The organism is Curtobacterium sp. MCBD17_030 (genome assembly GCF_003224255.1).
GTDB lineage: Bacteria > Actinomycetota > Actinomycetes > Actinomycetales > Microbacteriaceae > Curtobacterium.
Map to the genome: position 1 here is coordinate 67807 of NZ_QKLI01000003.1, position 13993 is coordinate 81799.

The following is a 13993-nucleotide window of genomic DNA, read 5'->3' on the forward strand; positions in this document are numbered from 1 at the left end:
TGATCACACGGATGCGTGGCGGACTGCAGGCAGCGCACTCTGGTGCGGACAGAGCGATGATCGGAGCCTCTTGGACCTGAACGACGATGACGCGTCCCGTGACGACGGACGGGAGCGCCGCCCGTGAAGTACGTGCACTCCGACGTGCCGTCCACGCTCGACGTCCGCGAGGAGCTCTACGTCCACGGGCGGCTCCGCTCGGGAGCGCGCGTGCATGCGGGACAGCACCTGTTCGTGTACGGCGCGGTGGAGGGATCGCTCGAGGTCGAGCGGGACGGGCTGCTCGTCGTGGGCGGCCTCCTGGCGGCCTTCGTGGACGCCAATGAGGGCACGATCGCCGTGGCGGGCACGGTGTCCACTCCGCTCGAGACCGTCCCCGGGCGATTGTTGCTGAGTGAGGGTTCCGTGGCGTCCGTCGACGGCGGGTCTCGCGTCGTCACCTCGCGCGGGTTCCGCCCCGTGCCCGACCACAGGCTGGTCACGGACGAGCTCGAGGACCTCCCGGTCCTCCGCCGGGACGACGACGGTGCCCGTCTCCACCCGGAGGTCTCCGACGTGTTCCGACGGCTGTCGGACGCGATGAGGCGATGAGGACGGGCAGCAGCGCGAGCCCGACCTGACCGGTCGCCGTCCCGTGGCCAGGAGCGGTCACCGATGAGTCAGGCCATCTGCTCCCGAACACGGAGCGCGAGTTGCGTCCTGGTCCGGGCGCCCGTCTTGCGGTAGACGCTGGCGAGTTGCGCCTCCACCGTGCGGACACTGAGGAAGAACTCGGCCGCGATCTCGCGGTTGCTCTTCCCGTCGGCCACCGCGGCCGCGACGCGGAACTCGGCGGCAGTGAGGCGTGCCCGCAGGTCGTCGCCCGCGACGGCTGACGACAGGGCGGCGAGGTCGCGGACGACCCTCGGGTCACCGACCTTCTCTGCCTCGAGAACTGCCTCGGTGTGCAGTACCCGGGCGTCACGCTGCCGTCCGAGCGTGATGAGTGCGCCGATCCGCTCGGTCTCCGCGCGCAGTCGCTCGAGCACGAAGCCACCCGCCCGCAGGTCCACGAGCGCGCGGTCGAACGAGGCCACGGCGGCCGGCGTGTCACCCTCGCGCAACGCGATGAGTCCGGCGAGCCGCCGGGCCTGACCGCGTGCGTGCACCCGGTCCGGACGGCCACCGAGGACGGCCAACGCGGACATGATCCGGCGCGCGCGATCCACCTGCCCGGTGTGCACGAATGCGCGCCCGAGTTCGACGTCGACCCACAACCGTCGGCCGGGCTCGCGGATGCCCCGAGCCCCGCTGCTCCGGTACATCCGCTCCAAGGGCACGACCGCCGCCTCCCAGTCGTTCGAGTAGGCCGCATCAAGCCCGACCAGACCGCTCTTCAGCAGGTCCCCACGGGCCTCCATGGCGGGTGGCAGCGCGCTCTCGAGCACTGCGGACAACCCGGGGCGGTCATCGAGCGTGAGTGCCAGCAATCCCCGCGCCCGGTGCACCGCGGACGGCGCGTCCACCAACACCTCGGCGGCCTCCTCCGCCTGACGGAGGAGCTCCGACGCGGCGGGGAGCGCACCGGTGAGCACGGCGATCGTGACGGAATGCCCGAGCCCTGCGGCGACGCGATTGACTTCCCCGACGTCCCGGGACTGCCGGAGCACCGCGGGGAGGCGCCATCGGGACCGCACGAGATCGTCACACTGGTACGCGAGCATCGCCTCGAGGTCGTCCGCGTGCTCACGGACCACCCCGATCGGCACCGTACGCTCGAAGTCGCGCTGCCGCTGCAGGAGGTCCGCGTCGAGCCCGTCCCCCCGGTCCACCCGGTGGACGATGCACGCTTCGACCGCGGCGTGCACCGCATGCGGAGTGATCTCCGGGTCGAGGCGGTCGAGGAGCACGGTGAGCTGCTCCACGACGTCACGCTCCTCGAGACCGACGAACGTGAGACGAACCACCTCGACGACGTCCCACTTCGGGCCGCGCGGGGGCAGCTGATCCTGCAACTCGTGGACGCGCTGGAGCACACGCGTCCGCCCGTGCACGCGCTGCATGGCGTCGGCCATCAGGACAACCCCGGAGTCGAACTGGTCGATCGGCAGCGTGGTGGGGTCGATCTGGTCCAGGAGCACGACGACCTCGGCGAGGCGACCGGACACGAAAGCCGCAGCTGCGGTGGCCATCACCCGGTCCGACCACGCCGGCGAGGAACGTGCCGTACGCGTCAAAGCACGCTTGGCCAGGCGGTGGGCGGTGTCACTCGCGCCGCTCATCGCGGCTCGTCGTGACGCCACTGTGAGCTCCTCGGCCAGGTCCTCGTCAGGGCCGGGACGACTGGCGCGGTCCCGGTGGGCGGCCTGCTGCACCGGATCGATGGGGAGGGCCGCGGCTCGCCGGTGGACGGCGCGCTGTTCCTCGTCATCGAGGAGCCCGACCGCGGCCGCCCCGAGCAGCGGGTGTGCGATCGTGATGTCGTCGTCGATGATCCGCAGCACGCGCTGCCGGACTGCGAGGGCGAGGGTGCACGGCTCCGTCACACCGGCGCCCACCAGGCAGCTCTCGCTCGCGCGCCCGAGCACGGTGACGAGTTCGAGCACCGCCCGGAGCGGAGCCGGCATCGCCGTGATGCGGCCACGCATCGCGTCCGTGACCGTCATGGGCGCGTTGCGCGGGTCACCCTCGAGTCGAGCCGCGGCCATCTCCAGGGCCCAGAGCGGGTTCCCGCTGCTGCGGCGCACCACGGCCTCCCGTTCTGCGTCGCGCAGTCGGCGCCCGAACGTGTCGAGCAGCAGGGCACGGAGCGCGGGGGCCCGGAGTGGGGGCACCGCGACCACGTCGGTCGGTGCGAAGACGGACCGGATCCCGAAGTCCTCGGCAGACCCGTCTGTGCGTCTCGTCGCGAGGACAGACAGCGCGCGACGCACCAGTGGTCGCTCGAACGCCTGCCGGAGCACCCGCGCTGTGTCCTCATCGAGCCACTGCCAGTCGTCGATCACGACGACGGCACCGTCGCGAGCCAGGTCGGCGAGCACGTGCGTGACACTCGCCTGGACCAGAGCAGATTCCACCGCATCGCCCTGACGCGTCCGCTCGAGAACCCGGAGGAGTGCGTCTCGCTGCCCGACCGGCAGGGTCGTCATGCGGTCGTCCGGCACGTCCTGCAGGAGATCGCGGAGTCCGCGGAACCGGCCCTGGTCGTACTCCGTTGCCCGCGTGAAGAGGACGGTGCGGTCCTCGGGCAGCACCCGCAGCACTCGGTCGATGAGGTGCGACTTCCCGATGCCGGGTTCCCCGACGACCAACACACGGCCACCCGGGCGGTCGAGCGTCGTCAGGATGCGATCGCAGGCAGCACGACGTTCGCCGCCGCCCACCCCGACGGAGTCGAGCGGGACGCCGAGCCCGGCGGTGGCGGGGCGACGTGTGGATCCCATGTGGTGAGACTAAGAACTGTGTTCGTGGGACAGCCGCGAGGCGGGCCTCGACGGCTGTGCGTGACAGCAGGAACGAGCGTCCCCGGCCGAGTCGGCCCCCGATGATCAGCGCTCCGGCGGTGCGTCAGCGTGCCCGTACCCGTTCGGCGAGCACGACGATGGCACGACGTCGCTTCAGCGCCGCGCCACCAGGGAGCGGACCAGCACGAGGGCGAGTGGGGCCATGGAGGCCACGGCGAGGGAGAGGAGGATCGCGCGGGTCCGTCGTGACCGGTCCGGCCTGACGGGAGGCGCGGTGCTCGCCGCCAACCAGAGGTCGAGGTCGGGCATCCGCCCGGTGGGTGCCCGGAAGTCCGTTGTCGGGTCGTCCAGTGGTCCGCGGTCGGCGAACGGGACCCATGGTTGCCAGCGCGGATCTGCGCCGGATGCTGCTGCTTGTTCGGTCATGTTCGTGCTCCCTCCGGCTCGGTCCGCGCTCCGGCGTGGACAGCTGCGCGCAGACGAGGTCTCCAGCGTCCTGCAGACCTCGCTCCCGGTCGTCGTGATCTGGCGATGTCATCACGACGACCAGTAGGAGCACCTACGTGCCTGGCGGTCACGGGACCCGTCGGCCGCGCGTCAGAGCCCCTGGCTCCGAAGCCAGGCGAGGCTGCGTTCGGCGACTTCGCGCCAACCCGCATCGAACACGAGCGAGTGGGCGCGATCCGGGAACCGGACGAGGTCCGTCACCGTCGATGCCCCGGCGTACAGGTCGAATGCGGCCTGGACGACGGCCTCGGGGACGGTGTGGTCCTTCCCGCCGGCGATCATCAGCAGGGGGCCGCGGGCGGCGGTGAAGTCGATCGTCGCGGGAGAGTCCGGCGTCTTGTTCGCAGCGGCACCCTCGAACAGCACGCGACCAGGGCCGGGCACCGCGAAGCGTGCGTGCAACACGTCGGACTCGTGCCGGGTGAGGCGGTTGCCGAAGCCGAAGGCGAACTGCTTCGGGGTGAGGGACACCGCGCGGTTCTTGTTGGACGGCTTGGACAGCACCGGGAGCGCGGAGCGGAGCTGCACGAGGGGGAGCTTCTTGACGCCCTTCATCCCGGCAGGGTCGATCGCCACGGCGGCTCGTGCGTGGCCGGAGGCGAGGAGTCGCTGCGCGATCAGGCCGCCGAACGAGTGCCCGACCACGATGGGCTTCGACGACAGAGTGCTGATGTGCCGCTCGTATGCCGCGGTGACATCGGCGATGCCGGTGCCCTTGATCGCGTCGCCGTTCCGACGGGTGGCCTCGACGGTGGCGGCTTCACCGGGCCATCCCGGAGCCGCGGGCGCGTAGCCCGCTTCGGTGAAGAGGTCCATCCAGGGTTGCCAGGAGGTCGAGTGGATCCAGAGGCCGTGGACGAAGACGACGGGCGTGGCGGGGTTGTCCATGATGATTCTCCTATGTAGACGAACTAGTAAGTATGGTCACCATAGGGCGAACGGATCGGATGGTCAACCCCACCCGCGACCGATTCAGTTGCGGACCCAGTGCGGCCCGTCTGGAGTGGCGAGGCGCCGGATGTTCTCGACGAAGAGCCGCGCAGAGGCGATGCCGACATCGAGGGCCGCTCCAGCCACATGAGGGGTGACGATGACGCTCGGATGCGCCACGAGCGGATGGCCGCGACGCGGCGGTTCCTCGTCCATGACGTCGAGGGCGGCACCGGCGATGATGCCCTCCTCCAGGGCATCCAGGAGGGCTGGCTCGTCGATGAGGGACCCTCGCCCGACGTTGACCACGTATCCACCCGGCTTCATCGCTCGGAGGGCGGTACGGCCCAGGACGGGCTCGTCCGACGGTGGAGCGCAGAGGATCACGACATCCGTGGTCCCCATGGCGTCGATGAGGGCATCCGGCCCGAAGACCATGTCGACTCCTGCGGGAGATCCCTTCGTCGGGTCGGAGCGGATGGCAGTGACGTGCACACGGAACGCCGCAAGTCGGGAAGCCAACGCGGACCCCACATCCCCCAGGCCGACGAGCAAGATCCGTCGACCCATCAGCGAGGGTGCGAACGAGGGTGTGAGACGGCCCTCCCGGGCGTCCGAGCGAGACGCGTCGACGCGACGGACGAGAGTGATGGTGAAGGCGATGGCGAGCTCGGCGACGGCATCGGCGTTGCCGCTCTCCCTGCTCGGGATGTTCGCAACGGGGATCCCGAGTGCGCGGAGACCTTGCAGGTCGATCCCGTCAGTTCCCACGCCGAGTAGCTGAACGAATCGGACCGAGGTCCCCTCGAGCATCGCCTGGTCGACCGGTTCGTGGACGGGGCAGACGACATCAGCGGTGGACGCCAAGACGGCCAGAGGGGCGCTGGAAGTGTCGGTGAGGAGCCAGTCAGGCTCCATCTGACGGATCAACTGCCCCACCGGCGAGGATGCCGTACCCGGACGTCCGAACGCGACTGTCAACTGTTCTCGTGAAGCCGAGGGATTGCTCATGCCGCAAGCGTGCCTCCCACGTCGACCGCAGCGCAGCCGTGGAAACGCGGTGCTCGTACTCGACGGCGCGACAGCGGACTACCGCGGAATCACGGAAGCGTTCGGACGGGTCTGCGCTCAGACTCGATCGATGACCACCACCCCCACTCCAGCCACCACACCCGACTACATCGTGATCGGAGCGGGATCCGCCGGATCGGTCCTCGCACGACGCCTCACTGACAGCCGCGCGAGCACGGTCCTGCTCATCGAAGCCGGCGCCGACGAACGCCCCGACAAGATCCGGGACCCCGCGAGCTGGGCATCCCTCATCGGCTCCGAGTACGACTGGGGCTTCCACACCGAGGCGCAGCACGGGCTCGACGATCGCGTCCTCGTCTATCCGCGGGGCCGGGTCGTCGGAGGGTCGAGCAGCGTCAACGGCGTCGTTCACATCCGCGGACGACGTTCCGACTTCGACGACTGGGCCGAGCACGGAGCCCGGAACTGGTCGTACGACGACATCGAGCCCTTCATGGACAGGAGCGAGCACCTCGACGAGGACGCTCTGGACACGGGTGGTGTCCACGTGTCGAGACCGTTCCCTCTGTCGCCGATCGCCGGCGCCGTCCTCGACGCGATGTCGGAGGACGACCGCGTCGAGGAGGTCGGGATGCACACGATGTCCGTGCTCGGGATGGAACGTTCGAGCGCCGCGGACGGATACCTCACCCCAGCCGTCCGGGAACGCCCAGCGCTGACACTCCTGCCGGATGCGACGGTCACCCGGCTCGTCATCGAGGACGGGACCTGTGTAGGCGTGGAGGTCACGGTCGACAGCGAGCGCCGCGTGCTGCGCGCTGGTCGGGAGGTCCTGCTCGCGGCAGGTGCCATCGGTTCGCCGCACCTGCTCATGGTGTCCGGCATCGGTCCGGCTGCGCAGCTCGAGTCATTCGGGATCCCGGTGCTGGTGGACGCGCCGGACGTGGGAGAGAACCTCCAGGACCACCCGCGCGGCGGCGTCACGGTCGCTGTCGAAACGCCCACGGACTACGTCGGCGAAGGCGTCTCCGGCCTGCTGTCGGTCGGTGCGACCGACGTGCAACTGCTGTTCACGGGTGTGCCCCAGTACCCGGACACGATGGCTGGGCCTGAGCGGGGCTTCACGCTCACGGTCAGCCCGATGCATCCGACCAGCCGCGGAACCGTCCGGTTGACCGGCCCGGAGATCGCAGACGAGCCTGCGATCGACCCCGCGCTCCTCGCCACTCCCGAGGACCTCGCGGTCATGGTCGAGGGCATCCGGATCGCCCGGCAGCTCATCGCGAAGGCAGACCTCGACGAGTGGGAGATCCGCGAGTCGCTCCCCGGCCCCTCCGTCGTGGATGACGCTGACCTCGCCACGTACGCTCGACAGGTCACGCAGTCCTATTACCATGCCGTCGGGACCTGCCGGCTCGGCTCCGACGAGCGGTCCGTCGTCGACGAGGACCTTCGCGTCCGAGGTGTCGACGGCCTCCGCGTGGTCGATGCCTCGGTCATGCCGTCGCTCGTGTCGGCCAATCCGAACCCGACCGTCTACACGATCGCGGAGCGTGCGGCGAGCATGATCCTCGCTGCCGCACACGACTCCGCGCTCCGCGCCTGACATCGGGCACGACCTGCCGCCGCGCTCCGTCAGTGCTACCTCGTAAGTCTGACGGCACCACCGTCCCTGGGCTGCCCGGAAGCGGCGAACCGCAACAGGATGACCTCATGACGACGACACCGTACGGCTCCTGGATCTCCCCCATCACCGCAACCGACCTCGCAGCGACCGGCCATCCCGTCTGGGGCGCGACCTGGGTCGGCGACGATGTGTGGTGGCTCGAACTCCGCGTCGACGACGGCGGGCGGTTCGCCGTCCGCCGTCGAGGTGCAGACGGTCAGCCGGTCGACGTGCTGCCGCACCCGTGGGATGCCCGCACTCGTGTGCACGAGTACGGCGGAGGTGCGTGGGCGGTCACTGAGCAGCGGACCCTCGTCTTCGCCGAACTGACCGACCAGCGCCTGTGGGCACTGCCGGAAGGCGCCACCGAGCCGTCACCGCTCACTCCGGCTCCGGCCAGTTCAGAGGGTGGGGTCGCCTTCCGGTTCGGCGAACTCAGCGTGCGTGGCACGGAGGTCATCGCCATCCGCGAGACCCACCGCCGGCTCGCGCCCGAGGAGCGCACCGGGACCTCCGCGGACACCGCGGCGGCGATCACCCGCGACGTCGTCGCCGTGCCGCTCGACGGTTCCGCCGCCGATGACGCAAGTCGGATCCGATCGGTGGTCGGCGGATCACACTTCCTTGCCGCACCGCGGTTCTCGCCCGACGGCTCGCGCATCGCGTGGATCGCGTGGGAGCACCCGCAGATGCCGTGGGACGGCACGGAACTCCGCGTCGCTGACATCGACCAGGAGGGCCGGGCTGGCACTGTCCAGACGCTCGCGGGATCAACGACGGAGTCGGTCCTCCAGCCCGAATGGGTGGATGACGCCACGCTCACCGTGCTCACCGACGCGTCCGGATGGTGGAACCTCGAGCGGATCGCGCTCGACGGCACCCGCACCCGCATCCACACCGAGGAGGCCGAGTACGGCGGACCGCTGTGGATGCTCGGCAGCACCTGGTACACCCCGCTCGATGATGGTCGGATCCTCGCGCTCCGGACCCTCGGCGAAGACTCGCTCGTCGTCCTCGACCCCACGACCGACGCACTCGCACCGGCAGAGGTCGTGCCGCAACCGTTCACGGCTGTCACGCTCCTCGGCCGCAACGGGAACCGCGTTCTCGTCACATCGGGATCCTCGACGACCGCGTCCGGCCTGCGCGTCCTCGACCTCGCCACTGGTGACATCGAGGACGTGCGTCTCAACCAGGACGCGCTGCCCGACGCGCGGTACCTGCCGATCGCCGAGTCGCGGACGTTCGCGAGCGCCAGTGGGCGCCCGGTCCACACCATCGTGTACCCGCCCCGGAACCCGGACCACGCTGGGCCAGAGGGGGAGCTCCCACCGTTCATCGCGTTCGTCCACGGAGGCCCGACCTCCAGGTCGCGTGCCGAATCGAACACCACGATCGCGTACTTCACGAGCCGTGGGATCGGGGTCGTCGACGTGAACTACGGCGGCTCGACAGGGTACGGCCGCGCCTACCGGGACGCCCTTCGTGGCCAGTGGGGTGTCGTCGACGTCGAGGACACGGTCGCAGCGGTGCTCGGTCTCGCGGAGGCGGGGCTGGCCGACCGTACGCGCCTCGCCATCCGTGGCGGTTCCGCGGGCGGCTGGACCGTGCTCGCGTCGCTGACGTTCTCCGACGTCTTCGCGGCGGGCGCTTCGTACTTCGGGGTGTCGGAGCTGGCCGCGTTGGCGCGGGACACCCACGACTTCGAGTCCCGGTACACAGACGGACTCGTCGGACCGCTGCCGGAGGCCGAGCACCTGTACCGCGAACGGGCACCGCTGCACAACGTCTCTCGACTGCGCACACCGGTGCTGCTCCTCCAGGGGCTCGACGATCCCATCGTCCCGCCGTCCCAGGCCGAGATGTTCCGGGACGCGCTGGCCGCGGCCGGGATCCCACACGCCTACCGGGCGTACCCGGGCGAATCGCACGGGTTCCGCCGGACCGCGACCATCATCGATGCGACCGAGTCCGAGCTGTCCTTTTACGGCCAGATCATGGGCTTCACGACACCCGACGTACCCACGCTGGTGATCGACTGAAGCGGCGCCTTCCGTTCCCGTCGTCCGGAGTAGGCGCGCCGGTCGGCGGTGACGGGCAGGTGCACGGTGAACCAGCGGGGCACGGCCTCCGTGACGGGAACGCTCTCCAGATGCAAGGCAACGGCGAGTGACGGCGGGCTCCGTCGACGTCAGGACGCCACCGGCGTCATCGGCGCGGTGAAGTCCTTCGCCGTGATCTGCGTGCCGTCGTTCGACGCGGCGGCGTTGCGCTGGTACTCCAGGTCGAGCACGTCGGACGGGTCGGTCACCGAGTAGGCGCACCAGCCCTCCCCGGACTGCCCCTGGTCCACCTTCGTCAGCGCCGGGTAGCCGGCGGCCTTCATCGCGTCCTCGACGACCGACGTCGTGCCCTGGGACGTGTACGACTCCGTGCTGCCGTGGGCTTGCACGCGGATCGCCAGGCAGTCCACCGTCGAGTAGTACTTCTCCCCCGCGGTCACCGCGACGTGCACCAGGACCTGCTCGTTGTCGTCACGGTCCGCGAGCCCCGACTGCGCCGACGTCCACGGGAAGTTCCGCACGACCTTGTCGGCCTGCACGGTGTGGCCCATCTGGTCGTCGGTGATCTTGTCCGACGTGACGTCGACCTCACCGGACGCAGCGGGCTTGCTGCTCGGCGTCGGGCTCGGCGTCTGCTGTTCCGCGGCCTGGCTCTGCGACGGCTCCGCCGATGCCGTGATCGGAGCGGACTTCCCCGACTGCGACGAGCATCCGGCGAGCGCGACGGTCACGACCGTGATCCCGACGACGGTGGTGATGACGTGCTTGAACGACATGGTGTCCCCTCAGGTACTGCGCCGAGAGAACAGCTCCGCTCCCCCAGCGGTCGCCCCGGCTTCTGGTGCAGGCAGCCGGGACCACTCCTGACCGCACGCCCCACCGTGCACCCCGGTCGCCTTCGCAGGTCGGTCACGGAACCGGGGTGGATCGAACCTAGCTGACCGCCGTCAGGCTCGACCCGGCCCCCTTGCGCGCGAGCCACCCGCCGCCGTCGCCTCACCAGGCGACCGGCCCGTTGACGTCGGTGAAGGTCCCGGTCGGTCCGTCGGAGGCGATGGTCGCCATGGTCACGGCGGACCGGGCTCCTTCCGCCGTCGTGAGCAGACCGCGATGACCGTTCAGGTCCGTCGCCACGAAGCCCGGGCAGACGGCGTTGACGAGGATGTTCTCCGACGCCAGGTCGCGGGCGTACATCATCGTCACGGCCGTGAGCGCGGTCTTCGACGGCACGTACCCGAGGGCGATCGGATCGGTGTTGGAGAAGTCCGAGATGGCGGCGAGCGACCCCGCGCTGCTCGAGACGTTGACGATCCGAGGTGACGCCGAGCGACGCAGCAGCGGCAGGAACGCGCTCGTGACGGTGATGACGCCGAAGACGTTCGTCTCGAACACGGCCCGGACGTGATCGACGTCGGCCGACCGCGGCAGCTGCCCGGCGGGGTCGGCGCCGGGCTGGTGGCTGATCCCCGCGTTGTTGACCAGCGCGTCGAGCCGGCCGTAGGCGTCTGCGACGTGCTCCGCGGCCGCGGCGACCGAGGCAGCGTCGGTCACGTCGAGCGCGACGGCGGTGACGGTGCCACCGTCTGCCCGGAGTTCCGCCGCAGCCTCCTCCCCGCGCTCCAGGCTCCGTGCGCCGATGACGACGGTGTGGCCGAGGCGTGCGAGCTGTGCGGCGATCTCGCGGCCGATGCCCTTGTTGCCTCCGGTGACCAGGGCGATCAGGGGTGCAGTCATGGTGTGGTCCTTCCGTGCCGCCCAGAGGCGGTGTGACGACGTGACCAGGGGAACCTGGTCCGGAGACCAGCTTGTGGCCTTGCGGTCGCATCCAGAATCATGCTCCGTCGCCTTTTCATGTCCTAGAGTCCAGGTATGCCCGTCGATCGTTTGTCCGAGGTGCTCGACCTCATCGAGGTCCGCGGGGTCGTGTCCGGCGGCTCGGCCCTCCGTGGCCGGTGGCACACCCGGAGCGTCATGGACGACGACCTCAAGTTCATCGCCGTCGTCCGCGGGTGGGCGACGCTGGAGACCGAGGGGGCCGCGGCGCCGGTCCGCCTCGACGCCGGCGACGTCGCCGTCCTGAACGGGAGGTCGTGGCTGACACTCGACGGCGGTGACGGCCCGGAAGACCCCGTGGTCGTCGAGCCGCCCACGGCTGGATCGCGGATCTCGGACGCCGATGCTGCGGCGAGCGACGTGGACATCGTCATCGGTGGCCGCATCGACCTGAACGCCACCGGCCGAGAGCTGCTGCTCCGCGTCCTGCCACCCCTGATGCACGTCGGCGCGGACAGCACGGTCGGGGCGCAGGCACGGGGTCACGTGCAACGGCTGTTCAGCGAGATCACCGGAGGCCGGATGGGATCGGACTTCGCGATGCGGCAGTACGCGCAGCTGCTGGTCCTCGACGTCGTCCGCGGGTTCGCGGACGACGCCGAACTGCCGGCCGGGTGGCTCAAGGTCCTGGCCGACGAGCAGCTCCGGCCCGCACTGGACCTGATCCACGACGGACCGGCGAGGAGGTGGAGCCTGGAGGACCTGGCCCGCGCCTCGTCGATGTCGCGCAGCACGTTCGCGGCGCGCTTCCGCGAGGCTGCCGGGGCTCCCCCGTTGGCCTACCTGATCGCCTGGCGGATGCTGCTGGCGCAGCGTGCACTGCGCTCGAGCGACACCCGCGTCGGGGCGTTGGCGTTCACGCTCGGGTACGGCTCGGAGAGTGCGTTCAGTACGGCGTTCAAGCGGCACGTCGGGGAGTCGCCGGCGGCGTTCCGAGGGCGGGTCGCAGGCACTTCGTGATCGCCCCCCACCCACGATGACGAGCGAGCAGTCGCGCGGTCAGCGCAGTTCCCACACGCCAGCGGTGAGACCGATCGGCACCTGAGCTGCGCCGAGCGTCGTCGGAACAGGTGCTGGGAATGGCACCCTCCCCTGGGTGGGGATCGTCCGAACCACACCCTGGGGCGGTGTCGGCAGGTTTGCCCGACCACGATTCTCGGAGCATGACAACCACCCTCTGGATCATCGACATCACCCTCATCGCGCTCGTACTGCTGCAGGTCCGCCGGAGGCGCCTCACCCTGGTGCAGATCCTTCTTCCGATCGCGCTCGTGCTCTGGGCTGGCATCGCGTTCGTGCACTCCGTCCCGCTCGGCGGTCACAACGCATCGGTGATCGGTGTTCTCATTCTGGCTGGCGCGCTCCTCGGGACAGCGATCGGTTTCACGACGCAGATGTCGACAACGGACGGGAGGGTCACAACTCGGGCCGGAGTCGTTGCAGCAGCGCTCTGGATCGCCGGCATGGGAGCGCGGCTGGTGTTCCAGCTGTGGGCCACCGGAGATGGCCGCCTGGACCTCGGGCGCTTCGACTTCGAGCATGCGATCAACAACGACGTCTGGCCGGCGGCCCTGGTGCTGATGGCTGGGGCGACGGTGTTGCTCCGTGTCAGCGTCATCTTGGCGCGGGCGCGTCGACTTCGTGCAGACCGTCAGCCGTCGGTTGTGACGGATGACGTCAGAGCGTGAGGGGAAGCTTCGTGCGACGTCGTACCGAGCACGAGCGCGATGGTCTGCGCACGATCCCTGGCTGCCAGCTTCGCGAACAACGAATTGACGTATCCCTTCACCGTCGCGACCGTGATGGACAAGGTGACCGCGATTTCGTCGTTCGATCGGCCTCTGCAGATCAGAGCGAGCACTTCCGCTTCCCGCGGGGTGAGCCCCAGGAACCGCGTGCGCAGCGCCGTCGGCAGCAACAACCGATCGACGGACACCTGCATGCGCGCCAAGTCCGCGGCGTACTGACGGTCGAGGCCAGCGAACCTGCTCTCGACTTCGAGTGCGTTCCTGCGTCTGGCGCGACCAGCAAGCGTCGCGATCGCGATGGTCAATGCAGTGATCCCCACAGACACCGGCTCGTGGGCACCCACGACGAAACCGATGACGGCGGACGAAGCAGCCAGGACGGGCCACGCCCAGGCCCGCCAGCGCCCGTGTGCGGTCTTGCCGAGGACGATGACGAGGCCACCCGCCACCGGGTACAAGCTGATGCCGTACGTGGGTCCGGCAGCAAGTGCCGAACCGATGACCATCACCATCAGAAGACCGACATCGCCTACCGAACGATCCCTCGCGCGGACCAACACGCGAACCATCCAGGCCACGGCTGCCGAACCCGCGCAGACCACTGCCCAAAGGGGAGCACCCAGTGTGTACCCACCGACCGTCATGGAGACAGCGAGGCTGGCAACCGCAAGCGCGAGTTGCATCGACACCCCGGGTTGCTTCACGGGTACCAGTGTGCCGCGTTGACGACGATCCGCCCGCTCGGGCGGAGACAACCACCTCGTCGAGCGT

General features: G+C 69.8%; 12 protein-coding genes. 5 read left to right on the plus strand and 7 right to left on the minus strand.

All coding sequences use genetic code 11. The annotated features are described in order from the left end of the window. The first annotated feature begins 123 nt into the window (after positions 1 to 123). The gene (locus DEI89_RS04435) at positions 124 to 591 is read left to right on the plus strand and encodes a hypothetical protein (RefSeq protein WP_110902843.1); all 468 of its coding nucleotides are present in this window, start codon (positions 124 to 126) and stop codon (positions 589 to 591) included. A 68-nt stretch (positions 592 to 659) separates the two neighbouring features. Here DEI89_RS04435 and DEI89_RS04440 read toward each other — a convergent pair whose 3' ends face one another. From DEI89_RS04440 to DEI89_RS04450, 4 genes are all read right to left on the minus strand, one after another. Then, entirely contained in the window at positions 660 to 3422 is a 2763-nt protein-coding gene (locus tag DEI89_RS04440; RefSeq protein WP_110902844.1) for an AAA family ATPase, read from the minus strand. 174 nt (positions 3423 to 3596) lie between these two features. Next, positions 3597 to 3869, minus strand: a complete 273-nt coding sequence (locus tag DEI89_RS17295; RefSeq protein WP_146236675.1) for a hypothetical protein — start codon at positions 3867 to 3869, stop codon at positions 3597 to 3599. A 171-nt stretch (positions 3870 to 4040) separates the two neighbouring features. Beyond that, positions 4041 to 4838 (minus strand): alpha/beta hydrolase, encoded by a 798-nt coding sequence (locus DEI89_RS04445; protein ID WP_110902845.1) that lies wholly within the window; start codon positions 4836 to 4838, stop codon positions 4041 to 4043. 84 nt (positions 4839 to 4922) lie between these two features. Beyond that, complete coding sequence (locus tag DEI89_RS04450; protein WP_110902846.1) at positions 4923 to 5891, minus strand: D-isomer specific 2-hydroxyacid dehydrogenase family protein; 969 nt, start codon at positions 5889 to 5891, stop codon at positions 4923 to 4925. 130 nt (positions 5892 to 6021) lie between these two features. On the opposite strand from DEI89_RS04450, the gene DEI89_RS04455 reads away from it, so the two are divergent. Both DEI89_RS04455 and DEI89_RS04460 read left to right on the plus strand, forming a co-directional pair. Continuing rightward, positions 6022 to 7518: a GMC family oxidoreductase gene (locus DEI89_RS04455; RefSeq protein ID WP_181421493.1), complete on the plus strand. Its 1497-nt coding sequence runs from the start codon at positions 6022 to 6024 to the stop codon at positions 7516 to 7518. A 107-nt stretch (positions 7519 to 7625) separates the two neighbouring features. After that, positions 7626 to 9620, plus strand: a complete 1995-nt coding sequence (locus DEI89_RS04460; protein WP_110902848.1) for a prolyl oligopeptidase family serine peptidase — start codon at positions 7626 to 7628, stop codon at positions 9618 to 9620. Positions 9621 to 9769: 149 nt separating this feature from the next. Here the strand turns inward: DEI89_RS04460 and DEI89_RS04465 are convergent, their stop codons facing one another. Together DEI89_RS04465 and DEI89_RS04470 are read right to left on the minus strand one after the other, a co-directional pair. Next, positions 9770 to 10417 carry a hypothetical protein gene (locus tag DEI89_RS04465; protein ID WP_110902849.1) on the minus strand — a complete coding sequence of 216 codons (648 nt, stop codon included), beginning with the start codon at positions 10415 to 10417 and terminating at the stop codon, positions 9770 to 9772. Positions 10418 to 10637: 220 nt separating this feature from the next. Next, complete coding sequence (locus DEI89_RS04470) at positions 10638 to 11375, minus strand: SDR family NAD(P)-dependent oxidoreductase (protein WP_110902850.1); 738 nt, start codon at positions 11373 to 11375, stop codon at positions 10638 to 10640. A gap of 135 nt (positions 11376 to 11510) precedes the next feature. Between DEI89_RS04470 and DEI89_RS04475 the strand changes: the two genes are divergently transcribed. Both DEI89_RS04475 and DEI89_RS04480 read left to right on the plus strand, forming a co-directional pair. Then, positions 11511 to 12434, plus strand: coding sequence for an AraC family transcriptional regulator (locus tag DEI89_RS04475; protein WP_110902851.1), 924 nt, complete (start codon positions 11511 to 11513; stop codon positions 12432 to 12434). A gap of 203 nt (positions 12435 to 12637) precedes the next feature. Further along, positions 12638 to 13162 carry a hypothetical protein gene (locus DEI89_RS04480; RefSeq protein ID WP_110902852.1) on the plus strand — a complete coding sequence of 175 codons (525 nt, stop codon included), beginning with the start codon at positions 12638 to 12640 and terminating at the stop codon, positions 13160 to 13162. Here DEI89_RS04480 and DEI89_RS04485 read toward each other — a convergent pair. Further along, entirely contained in the window at positions 13126 to 13926 is an 801-nt protein-coding gene (locus tag DEI89_RS04485; RefSeq protein WP_258366232.1) for a LuxR C-terminal-related transcriptional regulator, read from the minus strand. The genes DEI89_RS04480 and DEI89_RS04485 overlap by 37 nt on opposite strands. Positions 13927 to 13993 lie beyond the last annotated feature (67 nt).